At 42.4% G+C, this 22,195-nt stretch carries 37 protein-coding genes, 2 rRNA genes and 1 other annotated feature; of the genes, 33 read left to right on the forward strand and 6 right to left on the reverse strand.

Annotated elements, in window-relative coordinates:
* The coding region (locus MAGTDC_RS04860) for a hypothetical protein (RefSeq protein WP_192573155.1) at positions 1–189 on the forward strand (189 nt) is incomplete at its 5' end.
* Here MAGTDC_RS04860 and MAGTDC_RS04865 read toward each other — a convergent pair.
* The 3 genes from MAGTDC_RS04865 to MAGTDC_RS02955 form a co-directional block, all read right to left on the reverse strand.
* A complete protein-coding gene (locus tag MAGTDC_RS04865; RefSeq protein ID WP_192573156.1) occupies positions 186–1,055 on the reverse strand; it encodes a hypothetical protein in 870 nt (289 codons plus the stop codon). The genes MAGTDC_RS04860 and MAGTDC_RS04865 overlap by 4 nt on opposite strands.
* Positions 1,056–1,125: 70 nt before the next feature.
* Complete coding sequence (locus MAGTDC_RS02950; protein ID WP_192573157.1) at positions 1,126–2,619, reverse strand: FAD-dependent oxidoreductase; 1,494 nt, start codon at positions 2,617–2,619, stop codon at positions 1,126–1,128.
* Positions 2,620–2,635: 16 nt separating this feature from the next.
* Entirely contained in the window at positions 2,636–3,808 is a 1,173-nt protein-coding gene (locus MAGTDC_RS02955; RefSeq protein WP_146656978.1) for a GTPase, read from the reverse strand.
* 114 nt (positions 3,809–3,922) lie between these two features.
* Here MAGTDC_RS02955 and MAGTDC_RS04870 point away from each other — a divergent pair, with 114 nt between their 5' ends.
* The gene (locus MAGTDC_RS04870; protein WP_278046960.1) at positions 3,923–4,045 is read left to right on the forward strand and encodes a hypothetical protein; all 123 of its coding nucleotides are present in this window, start codon (positions 3,923–3,925) and stop codon (positions 4,043–4,045) included.
* Positions 4,046–4,199: 154 nt separating this feature from the next.
* On the opposite strand, the gene MAGTDC_RS04875 is transcribed toward MAGTDC_RS04870, so the two are convergent.
* Complete coding sequence (locus tag MAGTDC_RS04875; RefSeq protein ID WP_192573159.1) at positions 4,200–5,228, reverse strand: hypothetical protein; 1,029 nt, start codon at positions 5,226–5,228, stop codon at positions 4,200–4,202.
* Between the two features lie 230 nt (positions 5,229–5,458).
* Between MAGTDC_RS04875 and MAGTDC_RS02970 the strand changes: the two genes are divergently transcribed.
* The 19 genes from MAGTDC_RS02970 (at position 5,459) to MAGTDC_RS03035 (ending at position 12,331) form a co-directional block, all read left to right on the forward strand.
* Positions 5,459–5,683: a hypothetical protein gene (locus MAGTDC_RS02970; RefSeq protein WP_146656981.1), complete on the forward strand. Its 225-nt coding sequence runs from the start codon at positions 5,459–5,461 to the stop codon at positions 5,681–5,683.
* Between the two features lie 185 nt (positions 5,684–5,868).
* Positions 5,869–6,042: a hypothetical protein gene (locus MAGTDC_RS04880; RefSeq protein ID WP_192573160.1), complete on the forward strand. Its 174-nt coding sequence runs from the start codon at positions 5,869–5,871 to the stop codon at positions 6,040–6,042.
* A 227-nt stretch (positions 6,043–6,269) separates the two neighbouring features.
* Positions 6,270–6,452 carry a hypothetical protein gene (locus tag MAGTDC_RS02980; RefSeq protein WP_146656983.1) on the forward strand — a complete coding sequence of 61 codons (183 nt, stop codon included), beginning with the start codon at positions 6,270–6,272 and terminating at the stop codon, positions 6,450–6,452.
* A 61-nt stretch (positions 6,453–6,513) separates the two neighbouring features.
* Positions 6,514–6,762 (forward strand): hypothetical protein, encoded by a 249-nt coding sequence (locus tag MAGTDC_RS02985; RefSeq protein ID WP_192573161.1) that lies wholly within the window; start codon positions 6,514–6,516, stop codon positions 6,760–6,762.
* Positions 6,719–6,901 carry a hypothetical protein gene (locus tag MAGTDC_RS02990; protein ID WP_146656985.1) on the forward strand — a complete coding sequence of 61 codons (183 nt, stop codon included), beginning with the start codon at positions 6,719–6,721 and terminating at the stop codon, positions 6,899–6,901. The genes MAGTDC_RS02985 and MAGTDC_RS02990 overlap by 44 nt, the downstream gene beginning before the upstream one ends.
* Before the next feature lie 649 nt (positions 6,902–7,550).
* Positions 7,551–7,781, forward strand: a complete 231-nt coding sequence (locus MAGTDC_RS04885) for a hypothetical protein (protein WP_192573162.1) — start codon at positions 7,551–7,553, stop codon at positions 7,779–7,781.
* A complete protein-coding gene (locus MAGTDC_RS03000) occupies positions 7,730–7,966 on the forward strand; it encodes a hypothetical protein (protein WP_192573163.1) in 237 nt (78 codons plus the stop codon). Before MAGTDC_RS04885 ends, MAGTDC_RS03000 begins: the two co-directional genes overlap by 52 nt.
* A gap of 49 nt (positions 7,967–8,015) precedes the next feature.
* Positions 8,016–8,342 carry a hypothetical protein gene (locus MAGTDC_RS03005; protein WP_146656988.1) on the forward strand — a complete coding sequence of 109 codons (327 nt, stop codon included), beginning with the start codon at positions 8,016–8,018 and terminating at the stop codon, positions 8,340–8,342.
* Between the two features lie 217 nt (positions 8,343–8,559).
* The gene (locus MAGTDC_RS04890) at positions 8,560–8,706 is read left to right on the forward strand and encodes a hypothetical protein (protein WP_192573164.1); all 147 of its coding nucleotides are present in this window, start codon (positions 8,560–8,562) and stop codon (positions 8,704–8,706) included.
* Positions 8,670–8,972 carry a hypothetical protein gene (locus MAGTDC_RS03010; RefSeq protein WP_146656989.1) on the forward strand — a complete coding sequence of 101 codons (303 nt, stop codon included), beginning with the start codon at positions 8,670–8,672 and terminating at the stop codon, positions 8,970–8,972. The genes MAGTDC_RS04890 and MAGTDC_RS03010 overlap by 37 nt, the downstream gene beginning before the upstream one ends.
* 43 nt (positions 8,973–9,015) lie before the next feature.
* A complete protein-coding gene (locus tag MAGTDC_RS03015; protein ID WP_192573165.1) occupies positions 9,016–9,354 on the forward strand; it encodes a hypothetical protein in 339 nt (112 codons plus the stop codon).
* A 243-nt stretch (positions 9,355–9,597) separates the two neighbouring features.
* Positions 9,598–10,077, forward strand: a complete 480-nt coding sequence (locus tag MAGTDC_RS03020) for a hypothetical protein (protein WP_146656991.1) — start codon at positions 9,598–9,600, stop codon at positions 10,075–10,077.
* Between the two features lie 49 nt (positions 10,078–10,126).
* Positions 10,127–10,297, forward strand: coding sequence for a hypothetical protein (locus MAGTDC_RS04895; protein ID WP_192573166.1), 171 nt, complete (start codon positions 10,127–10,129; stop codon positions 10,295–10,297).
* Between the two features lie 32 nt (positions 10,298–10,329).
* Entirely contained in the window at positions 10,330–10,452 is a 123-nt protein-coding gene (locus MAGTDC_RS05640; RefSeq protein ID WP_278046961.1) for a hypothetical protein, read from the forward strand.
* Positions 10,436–10,564: a hypothetical protein gene (locus MAGTDC_RS05645; protein WP_278046962.1), complete on the forward strand. Its 129-nt coding sequence runs from the start codon at positions 10,436–10,438 to the stop codon at positions 10,562–10,564. The genes MAGTDC_RS05640 and MAGTDC_RS05645 overlap by 17 nt, the downstream gene beginning before the upstream one ends.
* 397 nt (positions 10,565–10,961) lie before the next feature.
* Positions 10,962–11,270, forward strand: a complete 309-nt coding sequence (locus MAGTDC_RS03025; RefSeq protein ID WP_146656992.1) for a hypothetical protein — start codon at positions 10,962–10,964, stop codon at positions 11,268–11,270.
* 121 nt (positions 11,271–11,391) lie between these two features.
* The gene (locus MAGTDC_RS03030; RefSeq protein ID WP_146656993.1) at positions 11,392–11,571 is read left to right on the forward strand and encodes a hypothetical protein; all 180 of its coding nucleotides are present in this window, start codon (positions 11,392–11,394) and stop codon (positions 11,569–11,571) included.
* 21 nt (positions 11,572–11,592) lie between these two features.
* Positions 11,593–11,748 (forward strand): hypothetical protein, encoded by a 156-nt coding sequence (locus MAGTDC_RS04900; RefSeq protein ID WP_278046963.1) that lies wholly within the window; start codon positions 11,593–11,595, stop codon positions 11,746–11,748.
* A 7-nt stretch (positions 11,749–11,755) separates the two neighbouring features.
* On the forward strand, positions 11,756–12,331 hold the full coding sequence (locus tag MAGTDC_RS03035) for a hypothetical protein (protein ID WP_146656994.1): 576 nt from the start codon (positions 11,756–11,758) through the stop codon (positions 12,329–12,331).
* A gap of 132 nt (positions 12,332–12,463) precedes the next feature.
* Here the strand turns inward: MAGTDC_RS03035 and MAGTDC_RS03040 are convergent.
* Positions 12,464–15,136: ribosomal RNA gene (locus MAGTDC_RS03040) — 23S ribosomal RNA — on the reverse strand.
* Between the two features lie 96 nt (positions 15,137–15,232).
* Positions 15,233–16,795, reverse strand: a 16S ribosomal RNA gene (locus tag MAGTDC_RS03045).
* The 16S and 23S rRNA genes sit together here, the layout of an rRNA operon.
* Before the next feature lie 173 nt (positions 16,796–16,968).
* Between MAGTDC_RS03045 and MAGTDC_RS03050 the strand changes: the two genes are divergently transcribed.
* The 12 genes from MAGTDC_RS03050 to MAGTDC_RS03075 form a co-directional block, all read left to right on the forward strand.
* Complete coding sequence (locus tag MAGTDC_RS03050) at positions 16,969–17,277, forward strand: hypothetical protein (RefSeq protein ID WP_146656992.1); 309 nt, start codon at positions 16,969–16,971, stop codon at positions 17,275–17,277.
* Between the two features lie 121 nt (positions 17,278–17,398).
* Positions 17,399–17,578, forward strand: coding sequence for a hypothetical protein (locus tag MAGTDC_RS03055; protein WP_146656993.1), 180 nt, complete (start codon positions 17,399–17,401; stop codon positions 17,576–17,578).
* Positions 17,579–17,599: 21 nt separating this feature from the next.
* Positions 17,600–17,755, forward strand: coding sequence for a hypothetical protein (locus MAGTDC_RS04905; RefSeq protein WP_278046963.1), 156 nt, complete (start codon positions 17,600–17,602; stop codon positions 17,753–17,755).
* Between the two features lie 7 nt (positions 17,756–17,762).
* On the forward strand, positions 17,763–18,329 hold the full coding sequence (locus MAGTDC_RS03060; RefSeq protein ID WP_146656995.1) for a hypothetical protein: 567 nt from the start codon (positions 17,763–17,765) through the stop codon (positions 18,327–18,329).
* A 137-nt stretch (positions 18,330–18,466) separates the two neighbouring features.
* On the forward strand, positions 18,467–18,604 hold the full coding sequence (locus MAGTDC_RS04910; RefSeq protein WP_192573169.1) for a hypothetical protein: 138 nt from the start codon (positions 18,467–18,469) through the stop codon (positions 18,602–18,604).
* 32 nt (positions 18,605–18,636) lie between these two features.
* The gene (locus tag MAGTDC_RS04915; protein ID WP_192573170.1) at positions 18,637–18,801 is read left to right on the forward strand and encodes a hypothetical protein; all 165 of its coding nucleotides are present in this window, start codon (positions 18,637–18,639) and stop codon (positions 18,799–18,801) included.
* Positions 18,802–19,192: 391 nt separating this feature from the next.
* Positions 19,193–19,354: a hypothetical protein gene (locus MAGTDC_RS04920; RefSeq protein ID WP_192573171.1), complete on the forward strand. Its 162-nt coding sequence runs from the start codon at positions 19,193–19,195 to the stop codon at positions 19,352–19,354.
* A 649-nt stretch (positions 19,355–20,003) separates the two neighbouring features.
* On the forward strand, positions 20,004–20,168 hold the full coding sequence (locus MAGTDC_RS04925; protein ID WP_192573172.1) for a hypothetical protein: 165 nt from the start codon (positions 20,004–20,006) through the stop codon (positions 20,166–20,168).
* A gap of 193 nt (positions 20,169–20,361) precedes the next feature.
* Positions 20,362–20,624 (reverse strand) — a sequence feature (16S ribosomal RNA rRNA prediction is too short).
* A gap of 220 nt (positions 20,625–20,844) precedes the next feature.
* Entirely contained in the window at positions 20,845–21,153 is a 309-nt protein-coding gene (locus tag MAGTDC_RS03065) for a hypothetical protein (protein WP_146656992.1), read from the forward strand.
* A gap of 121 nt (positions 21,154–21,274) precedes the next feature.
* Entirely contained in the window at positions 21,275–21,454 is a 180-nt protein-coding gene (locus MAGTDC_RS03070) for a hypothetical protein (protein WP_146656993.1), read from the forward strand.
* A 21-nt stretch (positions 21,455–21,475) separates the two neighbouring features.
* Positions 21,476–21,631, forward strand: a complete 156-nt coding sequence (locus tag MAGTDC_RS04930; protein WP_278046963.1) for a hypothetical protein — start codon at positions 21,476–21,478, stop codon at positions 21,629–21,631.
* 7 nt (positions 21,632–21,638) lie between these two features.
* Positions 21,639–22,195 (forward strand): hypothetical protein (locus MAGTDC_RS03075; RefSeq protein ID WP_146656996.1); only part of this gene is annotated, 557 nt, incomplete at its 3' end.

The raw sequence follows: 22,195 nt of genomic DNA on the forward strand, positions 1-22,195 counted from the left end.
TTTATGTGGTGGTTCGTTTGATCGAATTGATGTTGATGGGGGTTGGAGTTTGGATGTTGGAGGTTGGGTATGAGGATTAAGAGTGGTTTGGTTAGTTTATGTTGAAGGGAGATGGGTATAGCGGGAGTTAGATACAGGTGATGGATTGGTATGGATATTGATGTGGGTGTTGGGATTATTGGGGACTAATGGGGTTTGATTGATCAGGGTAATCTGGTTTGGGTTCCAGTTAATAATTCGTTTTCACATATTCGTTGTATTTCCGATAGTCTACGTTGTCTTTCGGGATATTGGTTACAAGTTAGTACGATTGATGTGCAGCTATTGCTGGTATTGATGGATGGTTTTTCTAATTTCTTTGATCAGAATAATGTGTTTGTTAATCCAATTCAGGGGTTGTCGTAGGAGGTTTTGTTCTCTTTGAATATTTGGGATACGAGATAGGCAGCTAGGAAACATGTTGATCAGTAATTAATTGTTAATGATTCAGATCCGAGGATTGATGTTCCTTTGTTAATGGTCATGCTTTCGATGTTACATGGTTGTTGTGTTTTGCCTAGGATTCTGGCATAAAATGTTTGATTTGGTCCGGGTACAGTATTTTTTAGTTGAATATCTAATCGGTTCTTACAAGCTGGACTAATCGATGTTTGGAACGTTTGGTTACAACGGGTAGAGGTAATACCTTTTAATCCGATAAATGTAGATGTTTTTGTTGGAGTGTTTTCAGCTGTTAATAGATATCAGTTGTGGTTAGTTATGGATCTTTGGGTGTTGTTAACGGTAAAGCATAAGCTCGTGATGGTGTTTCCAAGTTTTAAACATGTTGAAGCTTTAAACCAAAGTAATTTGCCGGTATCTGTATACATTTTTGTTGGAGTTTGGAACCGACCTCATCTGGCTTGTTTCATAAGTTTTATTGCAGCTAATCATATTTGACAACTGGTGACTTCTGGTATCATTGCTACGTTGACAATGGTGATGTAATCCCGCATTGTTGGTTCTTTTAAAGCAATTATGGCATTGAATTTTGTGTTGTTGGTGTTTCAGTACATGTTTGGATGTTGTTTTGGTATCGATATGTTAGTATTGTTGTTTGTTAAGGTGTTTGCCATTGTTAAAGGTTTAGTGTTTGTATGTTTGGTAACTTCGGAACATTTGTACTAATTTCATTAGTTTGTGATCGGGATTTAAGTTGAATTTGTTCGGATTGATTTTAAGTTTAACATTTGGTTCCATCAGAATCTTGAATTGTTTGACAAGATCGGCTCATAATATTTGTTTCTTTTCATTTGTTGATGTTGTGGCTAGGGCCAAAGGTAACATTCGGAGGATGGCATTTCGTTGTCTTAATTGATTTCTGGTTGGAGTTCTTGCACTTAAGACTCGATATGGAGTTCTCAATCCTTTTTTGCTAAGGTCGTATGTTAGTAGTCCAATATATGAGTATAATTTATTGAGTTTATATACTGGAAAGGATTTGGAATGCATTGCTGCATTAACACCTGCTAGTCAACCTTGGGCTGCTGCTTCTTCGTATCCCGTTGATCCACAGATTTGACCTGCCATAAATACTCCTGATATACATCTTAGCTGCAACGATTCGTCTATTTCACCTGAACAAATTACATCGTATTCTACACTGTATCCGAACTTGGCAACATGGACGTTGGTAAATGCTGGTATAGTTTTTAACATTTTTGTTTGTATTTCAATTGGAAGGGAGGTGAAGGCTCCGTTTAGGTATACAGTTTCATCATCAAATCCTTCTGGTTCTATGATGAGTCTTTGATATTTACGATTTGAATGGATTATTCTATTCTCGATTGAAGAACAACGTTTGGATCCGGCTCCTAGTGATATACCTCTTTGTGAGGATGAATAAACAGCATAGGTCTTTAATATTTTGTAGGTATCTTCATTGGTATGTAGGGAGTAACAGTATAATTGGTTTATAAATGAGGTTAATTTTCCACTGAAGCCATACAATGGTTTCTCGCTTGGCATTGGTTGAGTGTGTTCTCAGTTTATAGAGGTTTTTATTAGTCGTGGTGGAGTACTTGTTTTGAAACGTTTGAATCTGATACCATATTTATTGAATAGGTTTAACATGCAGTTTTGACGTTGGGTAAGTGGCTTTCCACCAGGTATAACACATTCACCAATGTGACATGTTGCTCGGCCAAATGGTCCTGTTGCTACTACAACTGCTTTGGTGTATAGTTCAGATCCGGATGCTAATTTCAATAAAATTTTGTTGTTAAGATGTATTATATCGATAACCTCATCGTAAATAACAGTTAAGGTGTTTAATATTTCGAGAGATAAGGTTCTGTACATTTCTCTGTCAACTTGGATTCTAAGAGCTCTAACTGCTCTGCCTCTTGATTTGTTAAGAGTATCGATGTGGGTTGCACTTTTATCAGCTAATTGGCCCATAATACCTCCAACACATGTTAGTTCACAGATTAATTGAGATTTTGTTAGGCCACCGATTGATGGATTACATGAGAGTTTACCAACATCTTGTTGATTGGCTACGACTATTGCAGTTTTAACAAGTTTACTTGATGCGTTTGCTGCTTCAATTCCGGCATGTCCACATCCAATAACTACCACGTTGTACATTTTTACTTTATTTTCCATAGCACAGGTAGTTAGTTAAGGTGTGGGCGGTTGTTGTTTCGTCATTGTCGTTGTTTAATATTTTATTGGTTAGTTTAAGCATATCGAATTTAGTGTCTATATTTTTGATCAGGTTACATTTCTTTAGTAAGGTTAGAGCTGTTATTTGGGATGGTGTTATAATGGATTTTCTTGTTAGTTGCTTGAATAGGTTGATCGTTTGTGGTATTCCTTCCATTGTATATGCCGAAGTTCAGATTACATCGTTTTGTTTTGGTAATTTATGAATTAGATCTGACTTTGATTCTATTAAGATTATTGCTGCTTTGTGTTTAAGTCTTAAAAATGGTTTTGGAGGTTGGTTGTTGTTTACCATAGCTATTACTCCAGCATTATCGATATAGGTTCAAGCATTTGTTATGAATTTTGAGTTTATGTTTCTTTGATTAAATCCTGGTGTATCTCAGAGGTTGAAGTCTCTGAAACTGGTTTTTAATACATCGCGGGTAGTACCTTTAACGTTATCAACAATTGCTCTGGTTCTTTTGGAAATAGCATTAAACAGAGATGATTTACCAACGTTTGTGTTACCTACTAGACATATGTTGTTTAGTTTGATACTTGTTTTTATTAAGTTCGTTAAACGGGTAGTTAATTGATTTATTTTTACTGAAATGTTTTGATGGTTAGTTAATTCCAGTTTTGTGATTGTTGTTTTGAATGCTGTTTTGATGTTATTAATTGCAGATGATTTGATCTTGAGACCATAGTGACTGGCGATTTCGATGACTTCTTTTGATGATATCTTGTTGTTTTTCAATCCTCGTTTAGTGAATTCTCCTCTGTTTGCTTGTTTTAATCCTAAACCTTTGAACTTGTTTGTTAGTACATTTACCACTGTTCTTAAACCAAATACGTGTAGTTCGGCGTAGTCTTCTCCAGTTGGAGAGTTCGGGGATGGTTGTCATCTTGTTGTACATTTGTTAATTGGACTTGTGATATCGGTTAGGGTAGATGTTCTTCAGCTGTCTGGTTCTAGTAATTCATCGATACATTCGTTCAACGTTTTCAGTACCAAAGGTCCGGATAGTCTTATTATTGCAATTGCACAAGGTAAGTCACTAACGGTGGCATAAATCGTTGAAGTTGTTATGTGGTTGTAGTTTTGGTTTGTTCGGATCATTGTTTTGGTTTATGTGTGGGGTGATGTTGGTGGGTAGGGTTTAAGCCTTATGGTTTAGTTCAATAAATATAGTTATCAGGTATGCGGATAGATGTGTGTTTCAGAATGAGCAGGTTGAAGGGGAATGGAGTTAGAAGATGTAAGATTGGTGGGGATGTGTATTATGATTGGATAGAGGGGTGTTTGTTGGGGTTGGAGGATGAATTGGGTTGATTATATGTTGTGATTAGAAGTTAGGTGTTAAGTTTGGATAACAGGGAGATGTGGGTGTGGGTAGGATATGGATGTTTGGGTGGGGTAATTGTTTATTCATGAATATATGTGTTTAGATGGATGTATTGTGGTTAGAGATTAATGGGGATGAAGGAATAGGGATGTGTTAATATGTTGGCTAGGATGGTTTAAGAGATTTATGTTGTGGAGTTGGGTTGGATTTGGGTTGTTTTAATAGTTTTATTGGTTGGATGTTGTGTTGTTTTGATCAGAGGTTGTGGTATTTTGGATCACAGGTTAAGTAGATCGTTTTGTTCATTGAACTTAGATATTTGTTGATGTAGTAGTCTCTATTAAGAATTAAGTTTGAGGTTGTTTTGTTTAATAAATACATGAGGATGTTGAGGGTGTTGGGTGGGATAGGTTGAATGAGATTGATTTCGAAGAGGAATTGGTTTTTATCTGGTAGGAGTATAAGGTTTGTTTTGTTCACTATTATTTCGTTTGATAGAGATAAATGTAGTCTTTTGATTAGGTGTTTGGTTATGTGTTGTTCGGGTGGGGTTGGGTTGTTTGCGGTTGTTTTGGTGTTTGGATCTGAGGTCGTTAGTATGGGTTTATTAAATCCAATTGTTAACTTTGTTGTATCGGTTTTAACAACGTTTAGGTCCTTGATTGTTGTAGGGTTTTGTGATGTGGATTTTGGTGCTCATGTTATGACCTTTTGTTTGGAGTTCGGTCCTATGGGTTTAACTGAACGTTGGAAGTTGTTGTTGTAGGGTATTAGTAGTATTGGCTTCGGTTTCATTCAACCGACACTGACAAATGTTCTGAGGAACTTAACAGTTTCGAGGTTTGGATGGTTGTGACCGATTATAAGGATGTTTGAACAGGAATTTAATAGAGAATAACAACATGGTGGGGTTTCGTTGAATTCGAGGCATGGTGAATGGTTAAGTATTATCTCTGAAGGGTGTTCTCTGCCTAATTCTGAGAGGCATAGGGTTGTTGCATGTGGGCGTTGGCCAGATAGTACTTGAGCTTTTATAATTCATTGGCCGATAACAGCATAACATTCGTTGATTTGGTAGTTTACTCCATCAATTATGAATTGTTTGAGGTTTATACCTATTAAATATTTCAGAATCGATATGCTTTGGTGGTTGGCCGTTGTTTGTTTGTTTGTTCGTTTGTTGGTATTGTTCATATTTGTTTTATTTTGTTGTAGGTAATTACTTGGTATATGTTGGGATAAATGGTATGAGTGGTTGTTTGATGCTTAGGAGATTAGCATCGGGGAGTTGTAAGGTTATAATTGTTTGTTGTTTTAGGTTTATTCATGTTGATGTTAAGTAGGTATGAATTGGGGATGTTGAATGTTGATGGGGTATAAAATCTGGATGGAGGATATAATGGCTTGTAAGATATGGGGATGAGTTGATGGGGTTTGGAGGTAAACACGTTAGGGATGGGTTGTTAGGAGAGAGGTTGGAGATGGGCCGAATGGTGGTCGATGTTGAACACCAATGATGGTTGTCGATCTATTGACTTCTATGGTTTTTAAAGTATAAACAAGCTGTTAGGGATAAAACAACCAATATCAGGTTAACGTTGTACAACAGAGGCCTCAGATGAGGGCTAGGATTAGGTTTAACTTTTTAGTGAGGATGTTGTTTCCGAATTTTGAGTATGTTAGTTGGTTTAGCTTTTTTATTCCAGATGTTAGGGTGGTTTTTATTGAACTTATTAAACTTAAGAGTTCGAGACTGCCGGAGTCTAGATGTTTGAGGATTAATGTTTTAAGATCTCTGGAGAAGTTGCTTTGTGTTACCATTTTTACGTTGTAGTTGTTGGGTTATCGTGATAAAGATAGGTGGGATATGTTTTGGGAAGTAATCTGCAACATCGATGGTAATGGGATTTTGATAAGTTGTTATGATTTGTTGGATGGGAACCAAATATGGATGTTAGATGTTGGGGTAGGGGGATGGATTGGGTTAATTGTTTCGTGTTTGTTGTAATTTTATGATAATAGGTATCACTTTGTTGGGAGTGGGGTTGATCGGAGGTAATTGATGGAGGTTTGGTATCAGGTTTTGATGAGATAGATGTTAACATGTAGGGTGTTGGAGATGGGATTAATATTTGTTGGATTGTTCGTTATCTTGTTGTTAGGTTCCGATGGTAGGTAGATAACATAATAATCTGTTCAGAGGTTGTTTCATAGTTATTGTGTTGTTTAGATAGGTTGGATTATGTTGATCGTGTTGGATTTTGTTGAAGTTGGAATGGTTTTGTTAAAATTTTGTTGTTGTTATTAATCAGGTTTTATATTCTTGGAGAATATATGTTTTTAAAAACAAGTATTGATTTAATAGATGAGGTATTGGGTAGGTTGGTTTATGGTCATCGTTTGGTGTTATATTTCTAGGAGGTATGAGGGTTTAGGTTGTGTTAAAAGGAGATATGGATAGGGGATGAGGGTGAACAACATGGATGGGAGTTGAGGATGAATGATCCAGTCATGATGGGTGTTTGGGCTTGAACAGGAGGCAAGCGGAGCTTGCATGTTTACGGGTTGGAAAGAGGTAGTTGGGATGGTGTTTGGTTGGGATGTTGAACTTGGATTAGGATTTAATATATATTGAAGAGATATATCTGAGATGTTTGATGGATGTGGTTATGAGGATGGAGTAAATGGGGTTCGATGGTGGAGGATGGTGGGATGTTTGGAGTTTTAAAGAAGATCTAAGAAAGATGGGATTGGGGTGGTTGATTAAGAGGTCTAGGGAGGGGGTTAAGGATTGATGTTTACTTGATGATGAAGACTCTTTGGAGAGTCGCTGTGCAGTTGTTAGTTTTGTTGAAGATTTGGATTAGTTTCTGTGTTGTTTTGATGAAATTGGTTTCGAAGGTTTCGTTGATAATGTCTGTTAGGATGTTGGTTTTGGGGATTGGGGTTCGGAGATAGCTTAAGCGGCATAGGAACCTTGTTAGAGGGATAAGGTTTTGTCGAGTTGAGGTTGAAGAGATTATTGTTAGAGCTAATCCTTTATATATGGAATCGTTTACCCTTTCATGGAGATGGAATCCGAATATTGTGGCATCATACTTCAATCCAATACATGAATGTAATATTATTCCTGTTACAATTTCTAGTTTGAATACCTTTTCTGTGTTTAATGGGAGGTTGTTTATTATTTTGTTTAGGGTATTTCTTATTTTTCAGTTGTTTCGGTTGTTGTAGATTTGGGTGTTGGAGTATAGCTTGAACAGGTAGATTTTAGATCTGGTTGGGATAAGAGTTGAGAATCAGTTGCCATTTATGATGTTGAATGGAGGTTTGTAGATTTGGAGGTATGCCTGTTTCAGTGATTTCTCTAGGTCGTTGTTGTTGGTTTTGGCGATTGCTGTACAGTCTTCAAAGCTCAGGTTTGTTAATTTATTTAAAGTTATTATAACAGGATTGGATATTAGTTTTAAGGTAAATGTTGTGCCTTTGATTGGGGTTATTTTTTTTGATATCCAGATGTGGTTAGTCATTGGCTTCAAGATGTTGGTGGATGCGGATGTTATGGGGGTGATTAGGCCGATGTCACAACGTGATGACGGGAGGCATTGATCTGAACTCGTTTCCTGGTTGGAAGCCGAGTTTAACTGTTCAGCTGATGGGGATCGGATAGAAAATATTGAAACAACAAGATGATGTTGGAAGATGGGGTTTGAGGGTTGGGTTTTTTGGTTCTTGGAGGTTGTTTAGTCAAGGTTGGGTTAGATCGGATGAAATGGGGTCAAGGACAGAGAGACGTTGGGTTGGGGGTGGGTGTTGTGGTTGGTAGATTTGAGAGGGTTGAGAACATGGAGATAAGAGTTGTTTCAGTTTGGTTTAGAACTTGGTTGGAACCTCCTTTGGAGGGATGAAATCATCTCGTTTGGGTCCGATAGGGAGTTAATGCTTATGGGTGTTGGTTTTTAGTGTTTTTTTGTTGGTTAAATGTTTGGTAATGTTTTTGATGGGGTTAATGTGGCTATGGTGGTTAGATTGGTGGATGTTGGATTGGGTTGAGGGGATGGCTTTGAATGGGTTTATAACACTTCGATGAAGGATCAATCAGTCAGTGGTGTTGTTGATCGGATGGGGAAGGAGGGATGGTACAACGTTTGAGAGGTTCGGAAGGATATCTTTGGATATTTGTTGAAGTATGTGGATAATTTGTTGGATTATTTTGATGTTTGGGATGTGGTTTATGATGGTGGGTTGTTTTGGTCATGTCTTGATTCATTATGTTGTGTAATTGTTGTTTGAGATCAGTTGGATTAGGTTTAGAGGTTAAGTTTACTATCATGGAGGTGATTGGCATGGTTTTCATGTTGTTATCTCTTTGTTTAGTTGGATTAACTGTTAAAATGTTGTGGTGTTGTTAAAGGTTATTAGAAAAGGTTGATATGTTTAGGCTTAAAGCCATTGAAGTTTTGAGTTATGATCTTTGGTATGTCGGTTTGGTTGTTGGTTTAATGGTTGGTAGGTAGTAGGGTCTGTGTTTGTTAGGAGGGATGGAAGGTTGGGGTGTTGTGAGGTGTTTAATAGGAGGGTTAGAGTGGGATTAAGTATAACCATGAAGATGTTGGAGGGAGTTAAAGGAATCACTTGATTGGGTGGTGGATGTTGGTGGTCATCGATGTAGGTTCAGTTTGGGAGTATCATTGGAGATTAGTTGGGATCGTTGTTATTGGAGTGATAGGTCATGGTGGGTGTTGGTTCAGTGTTTACTTGTCGGGAAGAGGTATGGTGGGGGGTTGAAATCGATGATGTTTGGGACAATGAATGGGGTCATGAATGGAGGTTGAGTTAGGAGGATTTAAGGGATTGGCTGATGATTTGTTCGATGTTTTTGGTGTATGGACGTTGGAGTGTGACAACGTTTGGTTTTGGTTGGTGTTAACAGGATAGGGTAGGATGGTGGAGGTTAATTTTGTTGATAGAAGAGAAGTAGATGATGGGGTTGAGAAGGATGTTGTGGTGAGTTATTAGGGATGGTTGTCAATGAAGAGAGGGAGGATGTTGAGGGATCAAAGGTAATGGTCGAATTGGGGTTAAACATCGATGATGGTCTTTGGTCTATGGAGGTTTATGGGTTATGGTTTTAATTAAACAGGGGATGGTTAATATTGGGTTAATAAAGGACAACACAGAGGTCGGAATGGTGGTTGGGGTTAAGTTTAATCTCTTAGAGAGGTGGTTGCTTTCGGACTTTGAACATGTTGGGTGGTTTGGACCTCAATTACAGATGTCGGATGTTGTTGTTTTAATAAGGTTTGTGTTAAGCTTATAGTATCTAGGTTATCAGGTATCTAGATGGCTTAGGGTTAATGTCTTGAGAGGTTGTTTGTGGGTAGGTTTTGTAATGACCGATATTTAATATCAATGGTGGTTGTGTTAGTTGATGTAAAGCTTTGTGGACGTTGTATTAGAGTATATAATTGATTACATATAGATGTGGAAGGGTATTGTTGATAGGTTGTTATGAGGGTATTTAATGAGATGTGTGGGGTGGATATTGGTGAGATAGATAGAGGTGGTTAATGGTGGGGTGGGTTGGGTGTTTATGTTTGTTGTTATTTTGTTGGAAGAAGTTAGGAATTTGTTAATGTTAGGAGGATGAATCGGTGTAGATGGGGTAAGTTGGTATCAGGTTATAGAGAAGCGGATGCTTATTGCGGTATGTTTCAAGGTAGATTTAATTCTTGGATGGATTATATTTATTACTTCGGTGTTAATGTCGATGGGTAGAAGAAATGTCATCGGTTTTGTTGTGGATGTTGGGGAAGATGTACATGTTGGGGGTGGTATGGTTAATGCTGATCCTTTGGTTCCTACTATGGTTGGGATTAGGATTAGAGTCGTTAATTTGTTGGTTTGATTAATATCTGATGTTTATGTTAAGGTAATTAAGTGGTGGTATCAATCGAAGATGGTTAGATTAGGTTTGGGGTTATCATCTTGTATGTCTTTGGGAACAAAATTCGGATGTTGTTATGTTTGAGTGTTTGGATAAAACAGGATGATGATTTGAGAGATTTGATCAGTTCATCGTTAGTTAGAGGATGGGTTCGGTTACAGAGGAGTATGTGTTTTGTGTTGAGATGGAGGTAAAATTGGGAAGATGGGGTGGGTTCAGTTGTAATGAATGGGGGTCGTGATGGTTTCAGAGGTTGGATGTTAGGGTTGGGATGATAAGGATGGGGATGTTGGTTTGAGAGGTGTTTGAGGACTAGGAGGAATAAGAGGTAGTTAGAGGTTCCGAAAGATGGGAACAGGGAGGTCATGAGGAGGGTTGTTTGAAGAAATTATTCAAGGTTGGATTGGACATTGAAGTTCTAGATGTTTAAGGATCTGGATTGGAACGTTGGTCGTTGAGTTTAGTTATTAGAGAAGTGGGGTGGAGAGGACGGATCTCCCTTTGAGGAGATTGATGGCTTGATAGCTGTTGGCTTGGATCGTACTGCTCCGTCCCTTCTTGTGAAGGGAAGACAACAAGCTAATCTACCGTAAGCTCATCTTGTTCTGAAATATTCGTTTACCCGTTGCGGGAGTCATACGGTATTACCTCAAGTTGTCTTAAGCTATCCCGTTGAACAAGGTAGATTCTCACGTGTTACTCACCCGTTCGCCGCTAACAACCTGCTTAGAGGTTGTCCGCTCGACTTGCATGTGTTAAGCCGTGTTGCCAGCATTCGTTCTGAGCCAGGATCAAGCTCTTGTTCAGATCACCACCTGTTGGTGGTGTATATCTCTTCCCCCCTTGCGGGGGGTTAACATGACCAACATGGATGGGGGTATAGGTGTTATACCCGCACGTATGTGATATAAGATCAATAATATAATAAGTATATAAGTTATATTATATAGTCAGGTATATATATAATGATGATTGAGTAAATGTCAAGTTTTTATCAGCAGTCCCTATCCCTGACATTGGGTTGTCAGGGCAGTACATGGGTGTTGGTACATGTTGTAGTGGACAGTAAAGTAGTGCATACGATGGTATACCATTGGCTGGTCGTTAGGATGTTGGAACCGGATGTTGTTGGTGGAGATAAGATCGAACTCGTTTCCTTGTTGGAAGCCGAGTTACTATCAATTCTACTATCAGTGATCGGAATGGCCAACAAGATGTCAACCGACATGGATGAGGTAACATGGACGTTGGCATCATCTTGTTGTGATGGTTCGATCGGATGGTGTTAAGAACCGTTAGGTTATGGCCATGGGAGATTGGACGTTGCGGTGTTCGTAGTACCATCGATTTGGTGTATGTTAGATCAGTACTACCATGTTTGAACCTTGATAGTGTTATGGGGATGGTTGGGTGAGTGGAACCATCTCGCTGGTGCTCGATGGGGAGTTATGTTGTCCGATGGATGGCTCTGAGAGGTTGGAGATCCAACGTTGGGTTGGATTGATCGGCCAACATAACTATGGTGGGAATAATGGGATGTTGGTGTTGGGTCTGGTGGTTCCAAACGTTTTCACAACCTCCAAGGGTTAAATGCCATCAGTTATGCCAAGGATGGCTGGATGGTGTGGAGGTTGATCCAACGTTTGGAGGATGTCCTTCGGACCATGCCAACGGGTAGAAGGGTTGAAGGTTGAGGTTGGAGATTGGTGGGATTGGGACCTCTGTTGAGGTCAGAAGGTTCGGTCATGAGATGGCTGTTGATGGTAGTGTGTAGGTGGACGTTGGAGGTCGTTGGTTCCGATCCTTGACAGGATGTTGGTTCGAACAGGCTCTCGGGCCAAATCCCTCATCTGATCATCACCTCTGTGTCTGGGGTGGATGATCATCGGGATTTGGGTTGCAGGTTTCTGAGGATGAAACCTTGGCAACGTTGTGGTCATGAGCCTGTTGTGGCAACCGCCATGAGGATGTTGGCTTCGGCCCCTGGAGAGGGGCATGGATGTTTCCGATGGAAACGGTCAGCTTGTATCGGCCAGAGTACGTTAATGTATGCATTAGATTACTAATAGGTTGAAGAACCCCAGCTCGCTGGTATGCCAGCGATGTCATGGGTGTTGGCTCGCATTGGCTCGCTGGGGTTGAGGTGATGGGAGATTGGCTTGGTGGCCAATCAGGTTGGAACCGCCATCGGCCAAGAGGCCATTGGGTTAATTACCTTGGTGTTGGACGGATGGGTGTGTTTGGCCTCTGGCGGTTAGGTATGGCACTTGGTAGTCGTAATGGATCGTTGGGATGGATGGAGACCTTCGGTCTTAGGTATGTGGACGTTGGGATCCGGACAACGGTGTAGGATATGATGGATGTTAGGATTTTGTTGATAGTATCATGTATCGATTAGAGGATGGGAGAACCTTGGTGAGGTTCTAATAACCCTTAGTAATACCCTGTTAGAGGTATGGCCGTTAGGGTTAGTCGTTGCGGTCACATCTGGTTGTTTCGAACGTTAGAACCAATTAGCTGAACATGTTACCATGATTACACACTTGGTCTATTAAATGATGATCTATCATTTTTCTTAGTAGAAGGTATCTTCAGGTTGGCTTCCGGCTTAGATGTGTTCAGCTGTTATCCGTTCCATACTTAGCTATCCTGCTATGCTCGTCGGTTCGAACAACAGGGAGACCAGAGGTATGTCCATCTCGGTCCTCTCGTACTGGAGGTAGATCCTGTCAACCTTCTTGTGTCTACGGCAGATAGGGACCGAACTGTCTTGCGACGTTCTGAACCCAACTCACGTACCGCTTTAAATGGCGAACAGCCATACCCTTGGGACCTTGTTCAGCCCCAGGATGCGATGAGTCGACATCGAGGTGCCAAGCAACCCCGTCGATAAGAGCTCTTGGGGGTTATTAGCCTGTTATCCCCGGCGTACCTTTTATCCGTTGAGCAACAGCCCTTCCACTCGGATCCGTTGGATCACTATGACCGACTTTCGTCTCTGCTTGACATGTCTGTCTCGCAGTCTAAGCAGGCATATGCCATTGTACTCTACTGACGATTTCCAAACGTCATGAGCCTACCTTGTGTACACCTCTGTTACCTTTTAGGAGGTGACCGTCCCAGTCAAACTACCCACCTTGCATGGTCTTGGATCAGGATTGGCCTGATGCAATGAGATGTTATCGTGTTGCTGAATGATGTTTCATTGGAGGCTCGACCCCTGCCTGGGCAAGGGGGTCATCGCCAGTCATTTACTCTGTGCGGTAATCCCGATTTCATCAATACAAGGTTGCAGTAAAGGTGCACGGGGTCTTTCCGTCTTGCCGTAGATACCCCGCATCTTCACGGGGATTTCAATTTCACTGAGCTTGTGCTGGAGACAGCGGGGAAGTCGTTACACCATTCATGCTGGTCGGAACTTACCCGACAAGGGGTTTCGCTACCTTCGGACCGTTATAGTTACGGCCGCCGTTTACTGGGGGTTGGACCGGATGCTTCGAACATCCGGAGTTTCACTTGCCAGCACCGGGCAGGTGTCAGACTCTATACTTCATCTTACGATTTGGCAGAGTCCTGTGTTTTTGATAAACAGTCGCTTCCCCTTGGTTTCTTATTCTGGTTATGGTTACCCATAGAACAGATCATGTTTCTTCCAAAGTTACACATGCAGTTTGCCGAGTTCCTTCAGCACAATTATCTCATTCACCTTAGTATACTCTACCTAACCACCTGTGTCAGTTCTTGGTACGGCCATAAAATCATGGACTGTTTCCTGCCAAGTAAGGTTTAGCCTGATCCAACCGTTGTAGATTAGACAACAACATTACTCGGGTCATCCAAAATAGGCTCACGAATATTAACGTGATTACCATCGGTTATGCGCTTGCGCTTGGCCTTAGGTGCCGGCTAACCCTATTCAGATCGACTTTGAATAGGAAACCTTAGTCATTCGGTGTGAAAGGTTCTTGCTTTCAATTATCGTTACTCATGTCAACATTATCGCTTCCGATACCTCCAACAACCCTCACGGGTTGCCTTCCATGGCCTACGGAATGCTCTGCTACTGCGTTGCTCGTTGGCAACGCCCTTGGCTTCGGTACTGAACTTAGTCCCGTTACATTTTCGGTCAAATCCTTCTAAATTAGTGAGCTGTTACGCTTTCCTTAGATGATGGCCGCTTCTAAGCCTACATCCTAATTATCGGTGAAAGATTTGGACCTTTGATACACTTAGATCAGATTTGAGGACCTTATGACAAGGTCTGGGTTGTTTCCCTCTCCACCATGGACGTTATGCCCATGGTGTGTTTATTCAATAATATCATATCATATTCAGAGTTTAGTTAAGTCTCGGGCCCATGTGAGCCCTCAACCTATCCAGTGCTTTACCACAACATGTGTACGTTGGATACTCTACCTAAATAGATTTCGCAGAGAACCAGCTATCTCCGAGTTTGATTGGCCTTTCACCCCTAACCACAGATCATCCCAACGTTTTGCAACACGTACGGGTTCGATCCTTCGGATGATGTTTACCAACCTTCAATCTGTCCATGGTTAGATCACTCGGTTTCGGGTTTGATGTTGTAAACTTGTTGTTGCCCTTTGTGGACTTGCTTTTGCTTCGCTTATATCGACTATGGCTTTGCTTACAACAACAACTCGTTGACCCATTATGCAAAAGGTACGTCGTCAGGTCTTTGGACCCTCCGACTGCTTGTTGGCATCCGGTTTCAGGATCTGTTTCACTACCCTGTTCGGGTTCTGTTTCACCGTTCCCTCACGGTACTAGTTCACTATCGGTCTTGTATGAGTATTTAGGCTTAGGAGGTGGTCCTCCTATCTTCGGACGAGATTGTTGTGTCTCGTTCTACTTTATCATTAGGGAGTACTATTGCCGCTAGGCTATCACTAGCTTGCTCGTTGTTCCAAACGACCACATTTATATCCTTGGATGCCTGATTCGGTTTCACTCGCTGCTACTCACGAAATTGTATACTTCTCTATTCCTGTTGGTACTAAGATGTTTCAGTTCCCAACGTTCAGATGTTGTCCATAGAACATAGACTAATGTTTAGACCTGCTTCATGGTATCCGCAGGTCCATCTTCTTGATACAGGCCTAGGCATCCACCGGATGCTACTCGTTTTCAGATGTAATTCAGTTAATGTTATTAGTTATAATGTTCGATTGCTTTAACAACGTGGTGTTGTCAGAATTTTGTTGTTGTAACCTCATCTAGAGGTCAGTTTCGTTGTTATGTTTCAGCCACAGGTTCACCTACGGCTACCTTGTTACGACTTCACCTCGGTAACCATCCCTTACCTTCGCTTGTATCCAAGCTTTTGGCATGGATGATCTCCATGGTGTGACGGGCGGTGTGTACAAGACTTGAGAACGTATTCACCGTGGCATGCTGATCCACGATTACTAGCGATTCCTACTTCATGTACTCGGGTTGCAGAGTACAATCCGGACTGAGATGGTCTTTGGAGATTTGCTCGGTCTCACAACGTTGCGGCTCTTTGTAACCACCATTGTAGCACGTGTGTAGCCCAGCCCATAAGGGCCATGATGACTTGTTGTGGTCCTCACCTTCCTCTAACTTACGTTAGCAGTTCCCATAGAGGTATATCATCCCTAATTGTATAGGTCTGATGTTCGGTAACTATGGGTGAGGGTTATGCTCGTTTTAGGACTTAACCATACATCTCACGACACGAGCTGACAACAGCCATGCAGCACCTGTTCCTGGCATCTTACTTCGTTGTAAGTGGCATGTTGTTTCCAACATGTTTGGCCATGGTATGTCAAGGGCTGGTAAGGTTCTTCGTGTAGCTTCGAATTAAACCACATGCTCCACCGCTTGTGCAAGTCTCCGTCAATTCCTTTGAGTTTTAACCTTGCGGTCGTAATCCCCAGGCGGAATGCTTAACGCGTTAGCTTTATGATCGGAGAGTAAACTTGTTATGATTTTTCGAGTTGTTATCCAATTCGATTAATCAAGGTTAAAGTACTCTTAACCATTAGCATTCATCGTTTAGGGCATGGACTACCAGGGTATCTAATCCTGTTTGCTCCCCATGCTTTCGCTATTTCAGTGTCAACATGTTATGACGAATCGCTTTCGCCTCCGGTGTTCCTCCAAGTATCAACGAATTTCACCTCTACACTTGGAATTCCATTCGTCCCTTCTACATGTTCAAGTTCAATAGTATCGGTAACCTTGATGGAGTTAAGCTCCAAGATTTGATCATCGACTTGTTGAACCACCTAATAGCCCTTTACGCCCAATAAAATCGAACAACACTCGCTCCCCTCGTATTACCGCGGCTGCTGGCACGAAGTTGGCCGGAGCTATTCACTAACATTATCATTAATTAATTATTAGTGTAAGAGTTTTACAGTCCATTGGACCTTCGGTCACTCATGCAACATGGCTGGATCAGGCTTCCGCCCATTGTCCAATATTCCTCACTGCTGCCCTCCTTAGAGGGTTGGGCCTTGTCTCAGTCCCAATGTGGCTGTCCATCCTTCCAGACCAGCTATAGATCTTGGCCTTGGTAGGCTTTTACCCCACCAACAAGCTAATCTACCGTAAGCTCATCTTGTTCTGAAATATTCGTTTACCCGTTGCGGGAGTCATACGGTATTACCTCAAGTTGTCTTAAGCTATCCCGTTGAACAAGGTAGATTCTCACGTGTTACTCACCCGTTCGCCGCTAACAACCTGCTTAGAGGTTGTCCGCTCGACTTGCATGTGTTAAGCCGTGTTGCCAGCATTCGTTCTGAGCCAGGATCAAGCTCTTGTTCAGATCACCACCTGTTGGTGGTGTATATCTCTTCCCCCCTTGCGGGGGGTTAACATGACCAACATGGATGGGGGTATAGGTGTTATACCCGCACGTATGTGATATAAGATCAATAATATAATAAGTATATAAGTTATATTATATAGTCAGGTATATATATAATGATGATTGAGTAAATGTCAAGTTTTTATCAGCAGTCCCTATCCCTGACATTGGGTTGTCAGGGCAGTACATGGGTGTTGGTACATGTTGTAGTGGACAGTAAAGTAGTGCATACGATGGTATACCATTGGCTGGTCGTTAGGATGTTGGAACCGGATGTTGTTGGTGGAGATAAGATCGAACTCGTTTCCTTGTTGGAAGCCGAGTTACTATCAATTCTACTATCAGTGATCGGAATGGCCAACAAGATGTCAACCGACATGGATGAGGTAACATGGACGTTGGCATCATCTTGTTGTGATGGTTCGATCGGATGGTGTTAAGAACCGTTAGGTTATGGCCATGGGAGATTGGACGTTGCGGTGTTCGTAGTACCATCGATTTGGTGTATGTTAGATCAGTACTACCATGTTTGAACCTTGATAGTGTTATGGGGATGGTTGGGTGAGTGGAACCATCTCGCTGGTGCTCGATGGGGAGTTATGTTGTCCGATGGATGGCTCTGAGAGGTTGGAGATCCAACGTTGGGTTGGATTGATCGGCCAACATAACTATGGTGGGAATAATGGGATGTTGGTGTTGGGTCTGGTGGTTCCAAACGTTTTCACAACCTCCAAGGGTTAAATGCCATCAGTTATGCCAAGGATGGCTGGATGGTGTGGAGGTTGATCCAACGTTTGGAGGATGTCCTTCGGACCATGCCAACGGGTAGAAGGGTTGAAGGTTGAGGTTGGAGATTGGTGGGATTGGGACCTCTGTTGAGGTCAGAAGGTTCGGTCATGAGATGGCTGTTGATGGTAGTGTGTAGGTGGACGTTGGAGGTCGTTGGTTCCGATCCTTGACAGGATGTTGGTTCGAACAGGCTCTCGGGCCAAATCCCTCATCTGATCATCACCTCTGTGTCTGGGGTGGATGATCATCGGGATTTGGGTTGCAGGTTTCTGAGGATGAAACCTTGGCAACGTTGTGGTCATGAGCCTGTTGTGGCAACCGCCATGAGGATGTTGGCTTCGGCCCCTGGAGAGGGGCATGGATGTTTCCGATGGAAACGGTCAGCTTGTATCGGCCAGAGTACGTTAATGTATGCATTAGATTACTAATAGGTTGAAGAACCCCAGCTCGCTGGTATGCCAGCGATGTCATGGGTGTTGGCTCGCATTGGCTCGCTGGGGTTGAGGTGATGGGAGATTGGCTTGGTGGCCAATCAGGTTGGAACCGCCATCGGCCAAGAGGCCATTGGGTTAATTACCTTGGTGTTGGACGGATGGGTGTGTTTGGCCTCTGGCGGTTAGGTATGGCACTTGGTAGTCGTAATGGATCGTTGGGATGGATGGAGACCTTCGGTCTTAGGTATGTGGACGTTGGAATCGGATAAGATCAACATGGACGTTGTTGTTTTGTTTCCATTAGATAGGTAGATTAATTAAATAGTCTTGAATTATAGTGTTGGTGTTGGTTTATGGTTCGGGAATAGTATGGTGTTAAGGATAAGGACAGATAGAGAACTAGAGGTTGGGATGATGTCATGTTGGTAGGGAGGAAGGAGTGAGATCTTGGGAGATTGGCTATCGGGATGTAACAACGTTGGGTTGTTGTTTGGTATGGGTGGGTGTTGGCTTCGAAGGTTTGATTAAGTTCGGAGTTATTTAGATGATAAAAGAATCAGTATCGATGATATGTTTATGCATGTTTGGGGTTGGGTGGACGTTGGCACTTGATGTTGTTTAGTTTGAAAGTTTAGATCAGGATTTAGATGGGGATGGAGAGCCTCTGCTGAGGCTTGGAGGTTTAAGTTATTAGGTTGGTTGTTAGGATATCTTATGGTAGAAACGTTGGAGGTTTGATAGACAGATGGGTGTGTCGGAGGTGGATCGTTCATTGGTTTGGATTAGGTTATCGAAGGAGGAGGGATGGTCTGGGGTAGGTGCTTAGATGTTAGGTGTGTTAAGGAAACAACGGGAAAACGGGGATGGGAGTGATGGTGTTGGTGTTTGGATCAGTAGTATGAGATGGGGATGGTAACGGGTAGACTTATGGTAGGTTCGGTAATCGTTTGTTGAGTTAATGTGTTGGAAGACCATGAAATGGGAGGTTGATAACTATGGACTTTGATCTGCAAGGTGTTGGGGTTTGGATTCAACATTTTGTTGGTAGTTTATCAGTTTAGGTGTGGATGTATGTCATAAGATGTTGTTTGAAAGGTTTATTTGGTTAGAGGTTGATAGGGTTACAACATGGTTGAGGTTACCATGGGTATCTGTGTTTAGGATTGGAGGTATCGGTTTGGGATCGAAGAGGTGGAGGGATGGTGTTGACATATGGGTGTTGGATGTTTGATCGAACGTTGGTATGTTTGGGTCGGATATAACCTTGGTAGTGTTGGTGATGAAGTTATCGTAGGAGATAGAGAGGTTTGGGGTGATTGGGTGGAGATTTGGGATGAGAACAGGATGGCTTAGGGTTTTCAGTATTGCTTGGTGGGATCAAGGTAGTTAGGTCGGAGTTGGGTTGGCCAACGTTTGGTTCAGTTTAATAACAGGAGGTCTGTTCTCATGTCTGGATTGGGTAGATGTTTGGACAACGGGGATGTGGTACATGGGTGTTGTTTTGGGTAAGTTTGATTGGTTTTAAGATTTTATTACATTTTGTTAGTGTTCGGTGTAGTAGTCACTAGTTTACAATGTGATTATGATTTAGAGGATCACGTTCACTATCATGGGCGTTGGGTATAACATGTTACCATGTTGGTATATAATCTTGGAGTTACTTAGATTTGTTGATGGAATGTTAGGAATTAGAGGATAGATCGGTTGGAGTATGGTGGGTTCGGATCAATTGGTCTTACTTGGTTTGAAGGTTGGCATATATGTTCGGTTTGATTGATTTAAACAGGAACGTAGTTGGTGGGTTTAGATTAGGTAGTCTGTTTAGGAGGATCAGAGAGGAGTAATTGAAGGGATGTTTGGATGTTGTTTCATGAGAGGGTTGGGTATGGTAGAGATCGGAGGATCGTGTTGGGAACACTTGATGGAGGGGATGAGAGGGGTCAGTGTTTAGGTTTAAAATAGGAGGATGGACTGGATTGGGAGGGTTTAAAAGATATATTAGGCAGGGATGTAAATTAGGAAGAAAGATTGGAATCGTCTGTGTTGTTTGAGGGTTGAGAGGTTGGGATGTTGATGTTTGTTGGTTTTGGTTGATCAGAGGTAGGTAGAGGTGGTTATAGGATGGGATAGTGGTGTGCTTGGCTATGAGAGAGGGATATCGGACTAGAATGGGATTGATTTGAGGTGTGATATTTGGGATCGGAGGTTGTTAGGTTGGTTGGAACAACATGGATGGGGATGTTTGAGCTTCATTGGAGAAGCCAGTTGATGACGATCAGGTGGGGTGGAGAGGACGGATCTCCCTTTGAGGAGATTGATGGCTTGATAGCTGTTGGCTTGGATCGTACTGCTCCGTCCCTTCTTGTGAAGGGAAGACAACAAGCTAATCTACCGTAAGCTCATCTTGTTCTGAAATATTCGTTTACCCGTTGCGGGAGTCATACGGTATTACCTCAAGTTGTCTTAAGCTATCCCGTTGAACAAGGTAGATTCTCACGTGTTACTCACCCGTTCGCCGCTAACAACCTGCTTAGAGGTTGTCCGCTCGACTTGCATGTGTTAAGCCGTGTTGCCAGCATTCGTTCTGAGCCAGGATCAAGCTCTTGTTCAGATCACCACCTGTTGGTGGTGTATATCTCTTCCCCCCTTGCGGGGGGTTAACATGACCAACATGGATGGGGGTATAGGTGTTATACCCGCACGTATGTGATATAAGATCAATAATATAATAAGTATATAAGTTATATTATATAGTCAGGTATATATATAATGATGATTGAGTAAATGTCAAGTTTTTATCAGCAGTCCCTATCCCTGACATTGGGTTGTCAGGGCAGTACATGGGTGTTGGTACATGTTGTAGTGGACAGTAAAGTAGTGCATACGATGGTATACCATTGGCTGGTCGTTAGGATGTTGGAACCGGATGTTGTTGGTGGAGATAAGATCGAACTCGTTTCCTTGTTGGAAGCCGAGTTACTATCAATTCTACTATCAGTGATCGGAATGGCCAACAAGATGTCAACCGACATGGATGAGGTAACATGGACGTTGGCATCATCTTGTTGTGATGGTTCGATCGGATGGTGTTAAGAACCGTTAGGTTATGGCCATGGGAGATTGGACGTTGCGGTGTTCGTAGTACCATCGATTTGGTGTATGTTAGATCAGTACTACCATGTTTGAACCTTGATAGTGTTATGGGGATGGTTGGGTGAGTGGAACCATCTCGCTGGTGCTCGATGGGGAGTTATGTTGTCCGATGGATGGCTCTGAGAGGTTGGAGATCCAACGTTGGGTTGGATTGATCGGCCAACATAACTATGGTGGGAATAATGGGATGTTGGTGTTGGGTCTGGTGGTTCCAAACGTTTTCACAACCTCCAAGGGTTAAATGCCATCAGTTATGCCAAGGATGGCTGGATGGTGTGGAGGTTGATCCAACGTTTGGAGGATGTCCTTCGGACCATGCCAACGGGTAGAAGGGTTGAAGGTTGAGGTTGGAGATTGGTGGGATTGGGACCTCTGTTGAGGTCAGAAGGTTCGGTCATGAGATGGCTGTTGATGGTAGTGTGTAGGTGGACGTTGGAGGTCGTTGGTTCCGATCCTTGACAGGATGTTGGTTCGAACAGGCTCTCGGGCCAAATCCCTCATCTGATCATCACCTCTGTGTCTGGGGTGGATGATCATCGGGATTTGGGTTGCAGGTTTCTGAGGATGAAACCTTGGCAACGTTGTGGTCATGAGCCTGTTGTGGCAACCGCCATGAGGATGTTGGCTTCGGCCCCTGGAGAGGGGCATGGATGTTTCCGATGGAAACGGTCAGCTTGTATCGGCCAGAGTACGTTAATGTATGCATTAGATTACTAATAGGTTGAAGAACCCCAGCTCGCTGGTATGCCAGCGATGTCATGGGTGTTGGCTCGCATTGGCTCGCTGGGGTTGAGGTGATGGGAGATTGGCTTGGTGGCCAATCAGGTTGGAACCGCCATCGGCCAAGAGGCCATTGGGTTAATTACCTTGGTGTTGGACGGATGGGTGTGTTTGGCCTCTGGCGGTTAGGTATGGCACTTGGTAGTCGTAATGGATCGTTGGGATGGATGGAGACCTTCGGTCTTAGGTATGTGGACGTTGG

Source organism: Candidatus Hodgkinia cicadicola (genome assembly GCF_002774925.1).